The 17,909-nt window shown below is 67.3% G+C and carries 9 protein-coding genes; 4 read left to right on the forward strand and 5 right to left on the reverse strand.

The genetic code is table 11. From position 1 onward, the window contains the following. Window position 1: 1 nt before the first annotated feature. Complete coding sequence (locus tag QMA07_RS07535) at window positions 2-1,000, reverse strand: phosphotransferase (protein WP_290160937.1); 999 nt, start codon at window positions 998-1,000, stop codon at window positions 2-4. Next, window positions 997-2,466, reverse strand: a complete 1,470-nt coding sequence (locus QMA07_RS07540; RefSeq protein ID WP_290160938.1) for a lipopolysaccharide biosynthesis protein — start codon at window positions 2,464-2,466, stop codon at window positions 997-999. Before QMA07_RS07540 ends, QMA07_RS07535 begins: the two co-directional genes overlap by 4 nt. Window positions 2,467-2,554: 88 nt before the next feature. Here QMA07_RS07540 and QMA07_RS07545 point away from each other — a divergent pair, with 88 nt between their 5' ends. Together QMA07_RS07545 and QMA07_RS07550 are read left to right on the forward strand one after the other, a co-directional pair. Further along, a complete protein-coding gene (locus QMA07_RS07545; RefSeq protein WP_290160939.1) occupies window positions 2,555-3,823 on the forward strand; it encodes a hypothetical protein in 1,269 nt (422 codons plus the stop codon). Continuing rightward, on the forward strand, window positions 3,820-4,827 hold the full coding sequence (locus tag QMA07_RS07550; protein WP_290160940.1) for a glycosyl transferase: 1,008 nt from the start codon (window positions 3,820-3,822) through the stop codon (window positions 4,825-4,827). Before QMA07_RS07545 ends, QMA07_RS07550 begins: the two co-directional genes overlap by 4 nt. Window positions 4,828-4,870: 43 nt before the next feature. Here the strand turns inward: QMA07_RS07550 and QMA07_RS07555 are convergent, their stop codons facing one another. From QMA07_RS07555 to QMA07_RS07565, 3 genes are all read right to left on the reverse strand, one after another. Then, complete coding sequence (locus QMA07_RS07555; RefSeq protein ID WP_290160941.1) at window positions 4,871-10,243, reverse strand: PKD domain-containing protein; 5,373 nt, start codon at window positions 10,241-10,243, stop codon at window positions 4,871-4,873. A gap of 244 nt (window positions 10,244-10,487) precedes the next feature. Continuing rightward, window positions 10,488-15,536: a PKD domain-containing protein gene (locus QMA07_RS07560; RefSeq protein WP_290160942.1), complete on the reverse strand. Its 5,049-nt coding sequence runs from the start codon at window positions 15,534-15,536 to the stop codon at window positions 10,488-10,490. A gap of 126 nt (window positions 15,537-15,662) precedes the next feature. Further along, window positions 15,663-16,268: a hypothetical protein gene (locus tag QMA07_RS07565; protein WP_290160943.1), complete on the reverse strand. Its 606-nt coding sequence runs from the start codon at window positions 16,266-16,268 to the stop codon at window positions 15,663-15,665. Window positions 16,269-16,477: 209 nt separating this feature from the next. Between QMA07_RS07565 and QMA07_RS07570 the strand changes: the two genes are divergently transcribed. Further along, window positions 16,478-17,218 carry a CDP-alcohol phosphatidyltransferase family protein gene (locus QMA07_RS07570; protein ID WP_290160944.1) on the forward strand — a complete coding sequence of 247 codons (741 nt, stop codon included), beginning with the start codon at window positions 16,478-16,480 and terminating at the stop codon, window positions 17,216-17,218. Further along, a complete protein-coding gene (locus QMA07_RS07575) occupies window positions 17,211-17,906 on the forward strand; it encodes an acyltransferase (protein ID WP_290160945.1) in 696 nt (231 codons plus the stop codon). The genes QMA07_RS07570 and QMA07_RS07575 overlap by 8 nt, the downstream gene beginning before the upstream one ends. Window positions 17,907-17,909 lie beyond the last annotated feature (3 nt).

Consider the following 17,909-nt stretch of genomic DNA (forward strand, 5'->3'; position numbering starts at 1 on the left):
CTCAGGTGAGCGACGCGAGGGTATAGGAGAAGTCCCCACCGTGTTCACGATGGTGGTGGTCAGCCGCGATCAGGGCGACAGCATCCATCGCGATCGCCGGTGTGAGGATCACCGGATCCACACCCGCGGCCGCGAGCAGGTCGGACCATTCCTTCGCGAGGGTGCCGCTGATCAGCGCGGCACGCATCGCATCGTCTCGCACAGCCAGCGAGAGCGCATCGAAGAAGAACGGGGCAGGACGCGCGTCCTCGAAATCGATCGGGCCCCACTCCTCAGGACCCTGACCCAGGACGTTCTCCGGGGTGAGATCGCCATGCGAGAGGACCCATGGCACCTCTCCCGCGGTCTCAGCGGATCGTGCGACGTCGTCCCACCGGGACTGACCTGACAGCCGGTCGAGCGCTGCGCGGGCGTCGACCACGAGCGGCTTGCGCACGGTGTCTGCCGCGAGTCGAGTGGTCGATACGGCGAGAACGTCTCGGAGCAGCGCCACGCGGTCTGCAGGCTCCCAGAATCTCGCAGGACGCCCGGGAACCCGTGCCTCCCTCAGGAGCCTGCCATCGTCGTCGAGATGCCACTCCACGGCGCGGTAGACCTTCTCGAGAGCTGCGCGACGTTCGCGGTAGTCCGCGGGAAGAGGGGTACGCCGCAGGTGCGTCACGATCGAATCAGCACGGTCGAAACCCACCAGCCCGCCGTCCTTGGTCATCAGGACGCGAACCGGCAGCTGCGCAGCCGGCGTCTCTGTCGTCGGTCCTTCGATGCGGACGCGCCTCGGAACGGCCAGGAGGCGTCTGACGTCGAGCAGTGCCCTCTTCACACCTCGACCCCGTTCGACGTGCGCGACGATGGCCCGCCAGGCACGGCCGTCATCGGGAAGAACCGCCGACCTGGTGTCCAGAATCCTCCAGAGCCCGGGAGCCACGTCGTCGCTGCGGTCTCTGAGGGCCGCAGCCAACGCGGCCTTCGCCGCACGCTCCCGCGCGAGGCCGCCGCTCATCGCGACCGCCTGCCGAGTGAGCGGCGGATGAAAGAGACCACGGTGAGCAGATCTTCACGTGTGCGAGGCGACACGAGCGTGAGGAGCAGCAGATACACGACGCTCGCACCGATCGCGACGAGAACCGTCGCGATCGAGGTCCAGCCGAGCGCGCTGATGCCGAGAGCGAGCAGCCCGCAGGGCACCGAGACGGTCAGGAGGATGCGGAGGATGTTCGTGATGAGGGGCCTCGCGGGGACGCCGGTCACTCGGGAAGCCCAGAAGAGCGATGCGATCCAGTGCAACGCGTACGCCACGGTGCTCCCGACGGCGACTCCGAACGCACCCCACGGGAGCCCGGCCAGGATGATCACGATCATGATCGGACGCACGACCAGGAACATGCGCAACTGCGCCCCCGTGTTCGCGGTCGCGAGGAACATCCAGTAGGACACCTGCGCCGTGGCCCGCAGCACTCCGCCGATCGCCAGGACGGCGAAGATCGGAGCCATCGGAGCCCACTGCGGGCCGAAGAGCACATCGACGATCGCCGGTGCCATCCCCGCAGCGAGCGCGAAGAGCGTCGCGGTCGCGTATCCGCCGACGATCTGTGCTTTCAGGAGGTAGCCCGCGAACCGCTCCTTCTCCTCGTGGATCCTCGAGAGCACGGGAAGCGCGACGCGCGTCATCGGCGCATTGATCTGGTTGAGCGGAGCCATCAGCAGTTGGTAGGCGCGATCGTAGTAGCCGAGGGGTCCTGCGCCCCACACGACGCCGATCGCGATGTTGTCGACGTTCTTGGTCCCGTAGGAGATCAGCTGCGTCAGGAAGAGCGCTGCACCGAATCTCATGAACCGGCGGATCGACGTGCGTCGCTGCGGAAGCCCGGGAAGCCATCGGGCGATGACCACCGACAGCACCAGCAGCACCAGAGACGAGGACAGCTGCTGCACGACGAGCGCCCAGTACCCGAATCCCTGCAGTGCGAGGAGGATGCCGACGGCGAACCCGATCGTGGGCGCGACGGCCTCTGTGATCGACAGCCCGAGGAACCGCATGCGGCGGGTCAGGTCGGCCCGATACTGGGTCACCATGCCGCTCAGCACGAAGCCGATCGACATCACGACCACGATCGCCGGCACCTCGTCGTTCGAGTACAGCAGACCGACCAGCGGTGCAGCCAGTGCGACGATGACAGCGCACCCGGCGCCGAGGCCGGTGTTCACCCAGAACAGGTTCGTGCGCTCGCCGATCGAGACATGCTTCGCCTGGATCGCGGCGCTCGACAGACCGAAGTCCCGGAAGAGCTCCGAGATGCCGATCACCGCGGCGACCATCGCGATCAGGCCGAAGTCGTCGGGCGTCAGCAGACGTGCGAGAACGAAGATCGAGACGAACTGGAGAACCGTCCGATACAGCTGCCCGGCGAGTGTGACACTCGCTCCTCGTGCGGCCGCATCCCCCAAAGACGCGCGCTGAGAGCCCACTCCCGATACCCCCAGTATTCCGCCCCGATGAGCCCGTAGACTCGTTGGGGGTAATACTACAGCCGCAGGCGGACGAGGGGGGTCACGCATGATGACGGTCGCGCCTCAGACCACGCGTCTGCAGAGGACGTTCTTCACCGACGCCGAAGCCGCGCTCGCCCTGCTGACACTCTTCCTCATCGGTGCTCGGATCTTCGTCGGATCGGGAGTCAGCGTCGGTCTCGTCCTCGCCTTCGTACTGCTCCCTCTGTGGGTGCCTCGGCTGGTGGCGAGCAGGGCAGGCCTCTGGCTGGCGATCACCGCCGCCGTATCCGCCGTGTCGGGTGTGTGGCTGACGGCTGTCGCCGCCCAGGACCACGACACCTCGCAGAGCACGCTCATCGCCACGACTCTGCTGTTCCTCAGCGTCCCCATGGTCGCCGGGATCGTGGTCTGGGCCCAGCGTTTCGTGCCGTTGTGGACCATCGGCGTCACGTACGGACTGGGTATGGTCGCCGCGGCGGTGATGCGTCCTTCGATATTCGCCGAGAACCCCTGGAAGTTCGCGATCGGTCTGCCCATCGCCGTCATCGTTCTGTCTCTCACCCTCCGCTCCCGGAGACGTCTGTCCGACATGCTCGCCCTCGGCGCGCTGGCGCTGGTCTCCGTGGCGATGGACTCGCGCGCGTTCTTCGGAGTCTTCACCATCGTGCTGCTGCTGCTCGCGTGGCAGGCGATGCCTCGGATCTCGAACAAGCGGATGTCGGCCGCGAAGGTGCTCGTCTGGGCGGCGGCGATCGGTGTCACCGTCTACCTCATCGGGACGAGTCTCCTCGTCGAGGGCTACCTCGGCGAGGACGCCCAGGCGCGTTCGGTCGAGCAGCAGACTCGAGCGGGCTCCATCCTCGTGGGCGGGCGTCCCGAGCTGGCGGCGACCGCAGCCCTGTTCCTCAGTCGACCCCTCGGATTCGGCGCGGGAACGATCGCGTCCCCCGCTGACATCCTCGTCGCCAAGTCCGGGATGCAGGTCATCAACTACGACCCCAACAACGGCTATGTCGAGAACTTCATGTTCGGACCCACGAAGTTCGAACTGCACTCCGTGACGGGAGATCTCTGGGCGTACTTCGGCTGGCCCGTTCTGATCTTCCTCGTGATCGCCATCGTCGTCATGATCCGCAGAGTCGCCGTGGAGCTCGCGCGCGGCACCGCCACCGCCCTGCTGCTGTTCTCGGTCATCATCACCGCATGGAACCTGTTCTTCAACCCGATCTACAGTTCAGCGCCCTTCTTCGGCCTCGCCCTCGGGCTCGCCCTGGCCGGGCCCCATCTTCGCTTCGAGGAGTCACCGTGGCGCGAGAAGAGTCGCAGTCGATGAGCACCGCACGCCTCCGGGTGATGATGTCGACGCCTGCCATCCGCGCGACGACGAACCCCTACATCGTGCAGCTCGTCGACGCCGTGGGGCGCGAGGTCGATGTGCAGCTCTTCTCGTGGCGCACCGCGATCTTCGGCCGCTACGACGTGCTCCACGTGCACTGGCCCGAGATCTTCACCTCGGCGACGAGCAGTCCGAAGCGCTGGATGCGACGTGTGCTGACGCTCGCTCTGCAGAGTCGCCTCGCCGTGACGAAGACCGCTCTCGTCAGGACCGCACACAACGAACGGCCGCACGAGTCCACCTCGAGGGTGGACAGCGCGATCCTGCGACGATGGAATCGTCTCACCACGCTCTGGATCATTCTCAACGAACGCACGCGCACCGAGACCGCGGCCGAGCGGGTCCTGATACCTCACGGACACTACCGAGACCACTTCGCGCCTTTCCCGCGTCAGGATGCCACAGACGATCTCGTGAGCGTGGTCGGACACATCCGCCCCTACAAGGGCATGGAGGAGCTGGTCACCGCCGTCGCCGACGACTCGACCGAGGGAGCCTTCCGCCTGCACGTGGCAGGGAAGCCCGCAGACGCCGCTCTGGGCGAGGTCCTCGTCGGGAATGCGTCCGACTCGGACCGCATCACCCTCGAGCTCGATTTCGTCGACGACGGGCGGATCGTCGAGATCATCTCCTCGTCATCGCTCGTCGCGCTTCCCTACCGCCAGCTGCACAACTCCGGAGTAGCACTGCTCGCTCTGTCGCTCGACCGGCCGGTGCTCGTACCCGACAACGCGGTCACGCGTGACCTGCAGCAGGAGGTGGGCGCGTCCTGGGTGCATCTCCTCGACGCCGACGCCGAGCTCACTCACGCCATCCGCGACGCGCTGAACCAGGGCATCCCCGAAGGATCACCGGATCTGAGCGCTCGAGAGTGGCCCGTGACGGCTCGTCAGCACGCGACCGCTTACGCCCGCGCAGCAGAGATCCGCGGGAGTCGGTGACGACGCCCCGCGGATCTCGGTGCTGTGATTCGGTGGTGCCGGGTCAGGGGACCGGAACGACCTTGATGGTGCCGAACGACACCGTGTACGGAACGTTGGTCGTTCCCGAACCCAGGTAGGTCGCGACGCCGACATGGCCCGGAGCCTGCAGTGCTGCTGTCGTATCCGTCGTGCTCACCTGCCAGGCGGCGGGTTCGGTCGTGCCGGTCTTCCACACCTTCGCGCGGATCGTGGTCGGATTCGTTCCGAACGCCTGCACCCGCACCCGCAGCTCTTCGCCGGCCGCGACCGTGAGCCCGGCGATGTTCGCCGCGGTCAGCGTCGTCGCCGTGCGCTGCACCTGCAACTGCACCGACCCGTTCGCCGCGACCACGGCCCGAGCCCGATAGTCCTCACCACCCACCCGACGAGCGATGAACGAGGTGAAGACACTGCCGCCGACGGGCAGCTGGCTCACGGTCATCGTCGAGGTGAGGTCCGCCGCGGCCGTGGAGACGGTCGTGAGGTACGCAGCGCGCGTCGACCCTGCTCCGACGGCGATCTTCGCCGCAGCACCGTCGACCGAGTACGCCGACACGGAGGTGGTCGAGTACGACCACGCACCACCGGTCGCGGCAGAGCCCCAGCCGTTCGCCCCGGTGCGGTCGAACTCGTCGAGCACGAGCGGCTGCGTCGGGTCCGGAGGCTGCGGTGCCGTGACGGTGACGCTGTTGGTGACGGTGTGAACACCGCCCCGGTCGTCGGTGACCTTCAGCGCGACCGTGTAGGTTCCGGCCGCCGCGTAGGTGTGCGCCGCCGTCGCACCGGTGCCGACCTCGCCGTCGCCGAAGTCCCACTCCCACGAGGTGACCGAGCCGTCGGAGTCCGTGGACCCCGACCCGTCCACACTCAGAGCGAGAGCATCCGCCGACGAGGTGAACGACGCCACCGGGTTCACGTTCGGGGCCGGCACGACCGTGCCTGGCGTCTTGGCGACCAGGTTGTCGAACCGCACCAGGTACGGCACGTTCGACACACCCGAACCCGCGTAGGCCGCGAGACCCACCTGGCCAGCAGCCTGCAGGGCCGCCGTCGCATCCGTTGTGCTGACCTGCCAGCCAGCCGGCTCCGCGGTGCCTGCCTTCCACGCCTTCGCACGGATCGTCGTCGGGTTCGTCCCCGACGCCTCGACACGCAGGGTCAACGTCGTCCCGGGCGTCACCGTCAGTCCGGTCAGGTTCTGCGTCGCCAGCGTCGTGCCGCTGCGCAGCACCTGCAGACTCACCGACCCGTTGGCCGCGACAGTGACCCGTGCACGATAATCGGCCGCGCCGATCCGGCGAGCCAGCGCCTGCGACTGCACGCTTCCACCCACCGGCACCGTCGCGAACGTCATATCGACCGTGACCTCGGTCGAGGCCGACGACACACCGGGCAGATACGCCGTGCGCAGCGAGCCGCCCGACGTCAACCTGAACACTCCGGTCCCGTCCACCGCGAAGTACGATGCCGAGTTGGCCAGCGACCATGCGCCGCCCAGGTCGGAGGTGCCCAGACCGCTCGCGGCCGTCCGCTCGAACGAATCGGTCGCGAGCACGCTCGGTCCGGCCGGCGCCTCCACCGTCACGTCGTGCGACACGGTGCCGGTCGCACCATCGTCGTCCGTGACGACCAGCGTCACCGTATAGGTACCGGCCTCCGCATACGTGTGAGACGCCGTCGCACCGGAGCCAGCGGCAGTGTCGTCACCCCAGTTCCAGTCGTGCGAGACGATCGTGCCGTCGGCATCCGCGGATCCGCTGCCGTCCACCGACACGCCCAGACCGTTCGCGGTCGAGGTGAATGCCGCGGTGGGCGCCACATTCGCCGGGATCGGCGGAACCACGACGGATTCCGTCTTCGTCGTCGTCGCGCCGTCGTTGTCCGTCAGCGTCAGCGTCACCGTGTAGGTGCCCGCCTCCGCATAGGTGTGGTTGGCCGTCGCGCCGGAACCGTGTGCAGTGTCGTCGCCCCAGTTCCAGTCGTACGATGCGATCGTCCCGTCGGGGTCGACCGACGTCGCCGCATCGACCGCGACCTTGAGCGGTGTCACCGACGAGGTGAACGCCGCCGTCGGAGGCACGTTCGCGACCGTGACGACAGAAGCGGTCTTCTGGGCGGTGCCGGCTCGATCGTCGGTCACCGTCAGCGTCACCTCGTACGTGCCGGCCTCCGCATACGTGTGTGTGGCTGTCGCTCCGACACCGTGTGCGCTGTCGTCGCCCCAGTTCCAGTCGTACGAGGCGATCGTGCCGTCCTCGTCGGTGGATGCCGAGCCGTCGACGTCGACCTTCAGCTTGGACACCTGCGACGTGAAGTCCGCAGACGGCAGCTTGTTCGCCGGAGCTCCCTCGCTGCCCAGGCTGTAGTGGTCGGCGACGGCCGCAGGCGAGAGCACCGACGAGTACACAGCCACCTCGTCGATCGTCCCGGCGAACTCATTGCCACCAGGCCCCCATGTCACGTCGCCGCCGACGTGCCAGTAGCCGCTGTAGCTCTGGGCTGACGTGTTCGGGTTCTGTCCGACGAGTGCGCCGTCGACATAGAGCCGCATGCCCGCGGGACCCTGTGTCGCCACGACGTGGTGCCACTGGCCGTTGTTGTACGAGTCGTCCGAGGTGACCGTCACGGTCTGTCCGGTGTACGCGCCGAACACCAGGCGTCCGGCGTCCGTCATGTAGACGTGGCGGTCGTAGCTCGAGGAGTTGCCGGTAGCGCTGTTGCCGAAGCCGATGATCTTGCCACCGGAGCTCGTGGTCGTCTTGAACCATGCCTCGGTCGAGTACACCACCGGGTTGACGAAGGACTTCTGGCTGATCAGCTGCCCACCCTCGAAGGTGGTCGAGCCGCTGGTCACACCATCGAGAGCACCCGCGGCCACCTTCGTGTGAGCACCGAAGTACGAACCGCGCTGCGACGACCCTGAGGCGTCGGCCGCGACCGTTCCGGAGGTCTCGTCGAGACGCCAGTACAGAGTCGGCTCAGCCGCGTACACGGCTGCGCCGTATCCGTCGCTGGGCGGTGTGGCACCCTCGAGCGTGCGCCCTGAAGCCACATAGTGCGCCTGCACCTGTGTGCGAGACAGTGCCCCGCCGTAGATCGCGACCTCATCGATGGTGCCGTTGAAGAACTGCGAACCCGACCAGGTCGAGTCGCCGCCGATGCGCCAGTAGCCCGTGTAGGACTGCGCCGATGTCGTGTCGGAGCGCTGCGCGACCTTCACGCCGTCGATGTAGAGCTCCATGCCCTTGGTCGAGTCGAGCGAGGCGACGACGTGGTGCCACGTTCCGTCGTTGTACGCGGAAGACGAGCTGACGACACGTTCCGCGTTCGGGTAGACACCGAAGTTCACTCGGCCGCTCGGGTCCATGTAGACGTGACGGTCGTAGGACGAAGAGGTTCCCGTGGGGCTGTTGCCGAATCCGACGATCTTGCCGCCCTGGTTCGTGGTGGTCTTGAACCACGCTTCGATGGCGAACTTCTGCGGCCCCTCGACCGCGGTCTGCGTCGTCGCGAAGCCCGAGTTCGTACCGTTGAAGCTCGACGCGGGAACGGATGCCGGCGTCAGGGCGCCGTCGACGCTCCTGGTCACACCGTCGCGGACAGCGAGGTCGCTGGGACCGGCCCAGTCGATCGACGAGGCGCCCGAGTCGTTGAGCGGCCAGTAGTTGGTCGGGGCATCATCGAGCACGGTCGTCGAGTAGGCCGGCATGGCCCCCACTCCGTTGACCGTCGCGGTGATGATGTTGCTCCAGGCCACGTTGCCATGGGCGTCCTCAGCTCGGACGCGATAGGTGTGCGTGCTGCCCTGAACCAGACCCTTGTCGATGAACGAGAGTCCGGGGAGGCCCCAGTCAGCCGACTTCGACCGTGCCGTGGTGGTGTATATCGGCGACGCGTTGGCGCCGTCTCTGATCAGCTTGTACTCGAGGAACTCGTTGTCACGATCCCAGTTCAGAGGCCAGCTGATGCGCATGGTCCCCTCGGCGATGGAGTTCGCAGACGGCACCCAGGTGCTGCTGCTCAAGCGTGGGCCGTCGTCGTTCGGAGCCTTCTCGGTCGTCGCGAAGCGGACGAGTCCCTGCTGGAGCTGGTTGTTCACCCGGGTGAACTCGCCGGCCATGACCACGTAGTCCGTGTTGCCCGTGACGTTCCACGGCCCCTGGTTCGCACCGCTCACCGAGCCCGTGTTGAACGTCGGGTACCAGTGCAGCAGCCGCGGGGCCGGGTTTCCGCCCCAGTCGTAGTAGCCGTATCCGAGGCCGTACGGGGTGGTGCGCTCGACCGAGTTCGAGAACGCGACTCCGCGGTAGAAGGTCCACGGCTCGCTCTGCGGGAAGCCGTCGACCAGGCTGCCGCAGTAGTGGGAGTGTCCGGCGCCGTAGACGACGTCCGGAGTCGCGTACGCGCTGTAGGTGTCGCCGTGGCAGTCTTCGACCCAGGTCAGACCGCCGGTCGCCCAGTCGCTCTTGAAGATGCCCTCGAGGTTGCCGCCTGCGCCGAAGTGGTACCCGGTTCCGTACAGGTTGTCACCATCGGTCGAGAGCGACCAGATCGCGGCATCGGCGCCGCCGTTGCGGACGATTCCGTTGGCCGCGAAAGGCAGCAGCCCACCTGTCGTCGCATCGACCAGAGCCATGCCGTAGCCCGGGTTCGACGATCCGTTGACCGTGGTGAAGTGTCCGGCCAGCGCGACCTTGGTGCCGTCGCCCGAGACCACGACGTCGTTGCCGCGATTGTCGAGCTGCGGAGCCCACGGCAGCAGAGCGCCCGCCGAGCTCACGGCAGCCGCGCGAACGCGGTCGTTGCTGGCGACCCGGCCGAAGATGCCGGTGAAGTACACGGCGGAGTTGGTGGCGGTGATCCCGCGCACCGAGGCGTTCACGCTCGGCGCCCAGGATCCGACCAGCGTGCCCGCCGGGATGTTGAAGGCCGCCACGCGGTTGCGGGTGGAGCCGTTCACCGCGGTGAAGTCGCCGCCGATGTAGAGCCGCGTGCCGTCTGGGGATGCCGCGATCGACCGCACCTGACCGTTGACGTTGGGGGCGAACGACGTCATCGCACCTGTGCGGATGTCGTAGGCGATGACGTTGTTGCGGGCGACCTCGTTGACGCCGGCGGCCGCTCCCGCTGGCCGAGCCGTCGAGAACTGGCCGGCTGCGTAGACGGTGTTGCCGACGATGACCTGGTCCCAGACGATGCCGTTGACCTGAACGGTCGGCAGCGCGTCTGTCGTGACAGTCGACGGCACGTTCGGCTCGACGGGCGCGGTGTCGGCGCTGGCGGCCGCCGGTGCGAGCACCAGACCGCTGGCGATCAACGCGCCGATGGCGAGCGTCGTACCGAACCTCAGTCCGGATGCCTTTTTGTTCCCCAGAAAATTGCGCAGAACACCCATGTGCTCGCTCCCCAAATTATGCGCACCCCGAAAAGTGCTCCCCAGTACCCCAGATACTGCACCCGCCCGTCCTCGCGAACCCCTTCACGCAAGACGGCTGAGTGTGCAGCGATCGCTAGAATACCGGAATGTATGTACGCCGTCTATAGCGACCTCAGATCTTTCTGATAGTGGGCACAGCAAAGATCCGCGGGGCGTCGGTGACGCCCCGCGGATCCGGGTTCTGTGATTCGGTGGTGTCGGGTCAGAGGACCGGAACGGCCCTGATGCTGCCGAGCGACACGGTATAGGGCACGTTGGTCGTGCCCGACCCGAGGTACGCGGCGACGCCGACATGGCCAGGAGCCTGCAGTGCTGCTGTCGTATCCGTCGTGCTCACCTGCCAGGCGGCGGGTTCGGTCGTGCCGGTCTTCCACACCTTCGCGCGGATCGTCGTCGGATTCGTCCCGAACGCCTGCACCCGCACCTGCAGCTCTTCCCCGGCCGCGAGCGTGAGACCCGGGACGTTCACCGCGGTCAGCGTCGTCGCCGTACGCTGCACCTGCAACTGCACCGACCCGTTCGCCGCGACCACCACCCGAGCCCGATAGTCCTCACCACCCACCCGACGAGGCATGAACGACGTGAAGACACTGCCGCCGACGGGCAGCTGGCTCACGGTCATCGTCGAGGTGAGATCAGTGGACTCGGATGAGATCGCTGCAAGATAGGCAGCGCGGGTCGACCCTGCTCCGACGGCGATCTTCGCCGCAGCACCGTCGACCGAGTATGCCGACAGCGACGTGGTCGAGTACGACCACGCACCACCGGTCGCGGCAGAGCCCCAGCCGTTCGCGCCCGTCCGGTCGAACTCATCCACCACGAGCGGAAGAACGGGCTCCGGCTCGGGAGCGGTGACGGTGACGGTGTTCGTGATGGTGTGAGCGCCCGCACGGTCGTCGGTGACCTTCAGTGCGACCGTGTAGGTTCCGGCCGCCGCGTAGGTGTGCGCCGCCGTCGCACCGGTGCCGACCTCGCCGTCGCCGAAGTCCCACTCCCACGAGGTGACCGAGCCGTCGGAGTCCGTGGACCCCGACCCGTCCACACTCAGAGCGAGAGCGTTCGCCGACGAGGTGAACGACGCCACCGGGTTCACGTTGGGTGGCGGCACGACCGTGCCGGGGATCTTCGCGACCAGGTTGTCGAACCGCACCAGATACGGCACGTTCGACACACCCGAACCCGCATAAGCGGCCAGCCCCACCTGTCCGGGAGCCTGCAGCGCCGCCGTCGCATCCGTCGTGTTCAGCTGCCAATCCGTCGGCTCCGCCGTGCCTGCCTTCCACGCCTTCGCACGGATCGTCGTCGGGTTCGTCCCCGACGCCTCCACCCGCAGCGTCAGCGTGGTTCCCGGCGTGACCGTCACGCCCGAGAGGTTCTGCGTCGCCAGCGTCGTGCCGCTGCGCAGCACCTGCAGACTCACCGCACCACTGGCCGCGACCGTGACACGAGCGCGGTAGTCATCCGCGCCGATCCGGCGAGCCAGCGCCTGCGCCCACACGCTTCCACCCACCGGCACCGTCGCGAACGTCGCATCCACGGTCACCTCGGTCGACGCCGACGACACTCCCGGCAGATACGCCGTGCGCAAGGCGCCACCCGACGTCAACCGGAACACTCCGGTCCCGTCCGCCGCGTAGTTCGACGCGGAGTTGGCCAGCGACCATGCTCCTCCCGTCGTGGCGGTACCGAGTCCGCTCGCGAGGGTCCGGTCGAACACGTCGGACGCCAGGATTCCGTCGCCCACCGAGATCGCCACGGACTCCGTCTTGGTCGTCGTCGCGCCGTCACTGTCTGTCACGGTCAGCGTCACCGGGTATGTACCCGCCGCCGCGTATGTATGAGACGCCGTCGCACCCGTACCGTGCGCGCTGTCGTCGCCCCAGCTCCAGTCGTACGACGCGATCGTCCCGTCCGAGTCAGAGGACGTCGATCCGTCGACATCGATCTTCAGCGGTGACAGCGCCGAGGTGAAGGCCGCTGTCGGGGCGACGTTCGCGACGACGACGACGGACACGGTCTTCTCCGCCGCACCCGCCCTGTCATCCGTGACCGTCAGCGTCACCGAGTACGTCCCGGCCTCAGCGTAGGTGTGGGACGCAGTCGCTCCGGAACCGTGCGCGCTTCCATCGCCCCAGTTCCAGTCGTACGACACGATCGAGCCGTCGGGGTCCGCGGATGCGGACCCGTCGACGTCGACCTTCAGCTTCGACGCCTGCGAGGCGAAGCTGGCGGAAGGCAGCTTGTTGACCGTGACACCGTCGCGACCGAGGCTGTAGTGATCGGTCACCGTCGCCGCAGGCAGGACCGAGGGGTAGACCGCGACCTCGTCGATGGTGCCGAGGAAGGTATTGCCGCCCGGCCCCCACGAGACGTCGCCTCCCACGTGCCAGTAGCCCGTGTAGTTGCCCGACACCCTGTTGGTGTTCTCACCGACGAGTGCCCCGTCGACGTACAGCCGCATGCCGGAAGAGCCCTGCGTCGCCACGACGTGGTGCCACTGTCCGTTGTTGTAGGCGTCGCTCGAGGTCAGGCGCACCTGCCCCCCGTTGGTCGCCCCGAAGACGAGCTGCCCGGCGCTGGTCATGTAGACGTGGCGGTCGTAGCTCGACGAGTTGCCCGTCGCACTGTTTCCGAAGCCGATGATCTTCCCGCCCGACGTGGAGGTCGTCTTGAACCAGGCCTCCGTCGAATACACCACGGGGTTCACGAACGCCGTCCGACTGATCGCCTGGCCTCCGCTGAAGGTGACCGACGAGTCGGCGACACCCTGGAGCGCGCCCGCCTGCCCCTTGGTGTTCGCGCCGACATACGTGCCGCGCTGCCCCGCTCCCGAGGCGTCCTGGACCACGGTTCCCGTGGTTTCGGCGAGACGCCAGTACAGCGTCGGATCGGACTTCACGACCGTCGAACCGTACGCGTCGGCGGGAGGGCTCTGCACACCGACGGTGCGTCCGGCTGCTGTGAAGTGCCGCGACACCTGAGCAGCCGTGAGCGGAGCACCGTAGATGGCCACCTCATCGATGGTTCCCGAGAAGTACTGGGCGCCCGTCCACGTGGCGTCGCCTCCGACGCGCCAGAAGCCGCTGTAGAGCTGAGCCGAATACGAGTCGGTACGCTGACCGACCCGCAGTCCGTCGACGTAGAAGGTCATTCCGGCGATGGGATCCATCGTCGCGACCACGTGGTGCCACCCGCCGTCGTTGTAGGAGTTCGCGGACGTGAGAACACGGCGCTCGGCCGGGTAGATGCCGAAGTTCAGGCGACCGCTCGCGTCCATGTAGATGGCGCGATCGCTCGACGTCGATGTGCCGCTCGACCGGTTGCCGAACCCGAGGATTCGCCCGCCCGCCGTCGTCGTGGTCTTGAACCATGCTTCAGCAGAGAACGACTGCGGTCCTGTCACCGCCGTCTCGGTCGAGGCATAGCCCGAGGTGGTGCCGTTGAATCGAGAGGCGGGGATCGTCGAGGTCGCGAGCGCACCGTCGACCCCGCGCGTCACACCGGAGCGGACCGCGAGATTGTTCGATCCCGCCCAGTCGGACGACGATGAACCCGCGTCGTTGAGCGGCCAATAGTGCACCGGCCGGTCAGCGAGAACCGCCTGCGAGTATGACGACGCCCCGAGGGTCCCGGACGTGCCGGCCGTCGCCGTGACGATCGTGCTCCAGGCCACGTTGCCCTTGGCATCCTCCGCCCGCACACGGTAGGTGTGAGTGCTCCCAGGGTCCACGCCGGAGTCGACGAAGGCCATGCCGGGAAGACCCCAGTCGGCGGGCTTCGAACGCGCGTTGGTCGTGTGGATCGGAGAGCCGTTGACCCCGTCGCGGATCACCTTGTACTCGAGGTACTCGTTGTCGCGGTCCCAGTTCAGCGGCCAGGTCACGCGCACGGCTCCGGAGGCGACCGCGGTGGCTGTCGGCACCCAGGTGCTGCCGCTCAGCCTCGGCCCATCGGTGTTCGGAGCCTTCTCCGTCGTCGCGAAGCGCACGAGCCCCTGTTGGATCTGGTTGTTCACGCGGGTGAACTCGCCGGCCATCACGACGTAGTCGGAGTTGCCGGTGACGCTCCAGGCAGCCTGAGACGCTCCACTCACCGTTCCGGTGTCGAAAGTCGGGTACCAGTGGAGCATGCGCGGAGCGGGGTTGCCCGCCCAGTTCGCGTAGCCGAGTGCGAGGCCGTTGGGAGTCGTCCGCGCGACGGCGTTCTCGAAGGCGATCCCCCGATAGTGGGTCCACGGGTCACTCTGCGGGAAGCCACCGACGACGCTCTCGCAGTAGTGCGCGTGCCCCGCGCCGTACACGGTGTCGGGCGTGGCGTACGCACTGTAGGTGTCGCCGTGGCAGTCCTCGACCCAGGTCACACCTCCGGTCGCCCAGTCGCTCTTGAAGATGCCCTCGAGGTTGCCACCCCCGCCGAACGTGTACCCGGTTCCATAGAGGCTGGTGCCGTCGGAGGTCAGCGACCAGATCGCGCTGTCCTCGCCCGCGTTCCTGACGATGCCGTTGGCCGCGAAGGGCAGCAGGCCGCCGTTGGTCGCGTCGACCAACGCCATGCCGTATCCGGGGTTGGATGACCCGTTGACGGTGGTGAAGTGTCCGCCGAGTGCGACCTTCTGCTCGTCCGCGGAGACGATGATGTCGTTGCCGCGGTTGTCGAGCACAGGAGCCCAGGGCAGCAGTTCCCCTGCCGACGACACTGCCGCTGCGCGACTGCGATCGTTGCTCGCGACGCGCCCGAAGTTGCCGGTGAAATATACCGTCGTGTTCGTCGCGATGATGCCTCGCACGGACGCGTTCACACTCGGCGCCCACGCGCTCACGAGGTTGCCGGCCGGCAGGTCGAACGCGGCGACCCGGTTGCGGGGCTGCCCGTCGACGGTCGTGAAGTCGCCTCCGATATAGAGGCGCGTGCCATCCGGCGACGCAGCGATCGAGTTGATCTGGCCGTTCACGTCGGGCGCGAACGGAAGCAGCGCCCCCGTCGCCAGATCGTATGCCAGGACATTGTTGCGAGGCACCTCTTGGGTGCCGGCTGCGGCACCCGCCGGACGAGCGGTCGTGAACGTCCCGGCCGCGAAGACCGCGTCGCCGACGATCACCTGATCCCACGCCGCGCCGTTGATCTGCACGGTCGGCAGAGCATCGGTCGTCACGGTCTTCGGTGTGCTCGTGTCGACCGGCGCCGTGTCAGCGGTGGCCGCAGATGGCGCGAGTACGAGCCCTCCCAACACCACCGCCCCCGCGGTCGCCATGACGAGAACCGCCCGGCCCACAGCACGCGAGCGCGCAAGAATCCCCAGTTGTAGAGCCATAATTCATTCCCCAATGAATTGACACGTCCGGTGAAGGACGAGATCCCCAGATAACCCCAGTTACCGCTAACTGGCGGGTGCCGCACCCCTGAACGCGACATAAGGCTCGCCAGTCAACAGGTCAACTGTAACGCCTACATCGCTCCGCACGTCAACCGGGATCGAGAAGGAGTACTCGCCCTCGGCGCTTTCGCCCGCCGCAAGCGTCGCCGGAAGACCGCTCGCCACGGTGTCACCCAGCGGAGGAGCGGGGTTCTGATCGGCCCCGGACGCGAGATTGACCGTCGCTCCTCCGAGGTCGAGCGGGGCGTCGGTCGAGTTGGTCACCCGAACCACGACCTTCAGCGCAGGTCCGGCGAGATCGCCGGGCTGCTCGCTCGAGGACTCGAACGGCGTCATGGAGACGACCTCCGCCGTCACTCCCTCGACCACGGTGGCCACGTCGTCGATGTCGACCTCGATCGGCTCGGACTCCGACGGCTCGACGTCGGTGGACCCGGGAGTGGGCGTGGGGAAGACACTGGGGGTCGGCGGCACCGAGGTCGATGCCAGGGGTTCCGGCTCGCCGCTCGGCTGGGCACCCTGTGCGGCCAGGAACCAGATGACTCCGGCCACGACGACCACCAGAACCGCCCCCACCGCGATGAGAATCGTCTTGCTCGTTCGAGTCATGGGTCCCTCTCCCCTGTGCCTCGACGTCTGTGCGATCTCGGCATCGGGTGAACTTTACCGCTTGCGAGGCGAACGGTCGATGCGTCGGCTAAAGTCGGTGCAACCGCGTCACGGGCGCGGATCGGCCTTGGGGAGGTCGAACCGACCGACGCTCAGCGCGGCCGCACAGGCGAGTCCGCCATCCCCGTTCCGTCACGACCGGAGGATTCATGTCCCAGCAGACGCCAAGCGTCCGAGAAGCGCTCGCCTCGCTGCGGGCCGCGCAGAAGTCCAACTCAGGAGCACCCGCGTACTCGCGGTTCGTGAACCGACCGGTGGGACGCATCTTCGCCGCTGTCGCCTTCGCGTGGGGACGCACTCCCGATCAGGTGACCGCCGTCAGCGCCCTGTTCACCTTCGCGGGCATCGCACTCGTCGCGCTCGCGCCGCCGACGCTCCTCACCTCGCTGCTCATCGTGATCCTGCTCGTCCTGGGCTACGCGCTCGACTCCGCCGACGGCCAGCTCGCGCGACTCCGAGGCGGCGGGTCCCCTCGGGGCGAGTGGCTCGATCACATGGTCGACGCGACGAAGATGGCGACGATCCACATCGCCGTCCTGATCTGCTGGTGGCGCTTCTACGATGTCGAGCCGCCGATGCTCCTCATCCCCCTCGGCTTCCAGGTCGTGGCGTCGGTGTTCTTCTTCGGGGTGATCCTCACCGAACTGATCAGACGCGTCGGCTCTGCGGGGACCGCATCGAAGGCCGGATTCCGGAACTCGCCGATCTATGCGCTGATCGTGCTGCCGGCGGACTACGGATTGCTCATCCTGGTCTTCGCGACACTCTGGGTGCCGTGGCTGTTCATCACGCTGTACTCGGCGCTGCTGGCCGTGAACGCTCTGATCCTGCTCGCCTCGGTCGTCCGCTGGCACAGGTCTCTCGGCCCGATCGGGGCCGCACGTGCCTGAGTTCTCGGGGCTCTCCGCGGGCCAGGCACGCGCGGCGAAGTGGAGTGCGTACCGACGAGCTGCCGGAATGATCGCCAGAGGTCTGATGCGCCGCCCGTTCTTCGGAACGGCAGGCGGCCCGCTCTTCCTCGGACGTCGGGTGCGGATCACCAACCCGTCGTTCATCCGCTACGCCGGTCGGCTTGTGATCGAAGACGGGGTCGAGCTGCAGGGACTCTCGAAGAACGGGATCGTCTTCGGGTCCGGGGTGTCGATCGGGGCCGGCACGGCCATCCGCCCGTCGTCGTATTACGGCGGTGAAGCCGGTGAGGGACTCCGTGTCGGTGACCGCTCCAGCTTCGCCACGGGGTGCTTCATCGGCTGCTCCGGCAGCATCGTCATCGGTGACGATGTGATGCTCGGCCCGGGTGTTCGCGTGTTCTCCGAGAACCACGTGTTCGCGGATCCGGGCGCGACGATCAAGTCGCAGGGCGTCCAGCGAGGAGCCGTGACGATCGGCGACGACTGCTGGATCGGCAGCGGTGTGACGATCACGTCGGGCGTGACGATCGGACGCGGAGTCGTGATCGGCAGCGGAAGCGTCGTCACGCGTGACATCCCCGACTTCAGCATCGCTGCAGGGAGCCCGGCGAAGGTCATCCGCACCCGAGCGACATCGACAGGTGGCGACGGCGGAGGAAATGTGTAAGCT

Origin of the sequence: Microbacterium sp. APC 3901 (genome assembly GCF_030407765.1) — a bacterium.
In the GTDB taxonomy this organism is placed as follows: Bacteria; Actinomycetota; Actinomycetes; order Actinomycetales; family Microbacteriaceae; genus Microbacterium.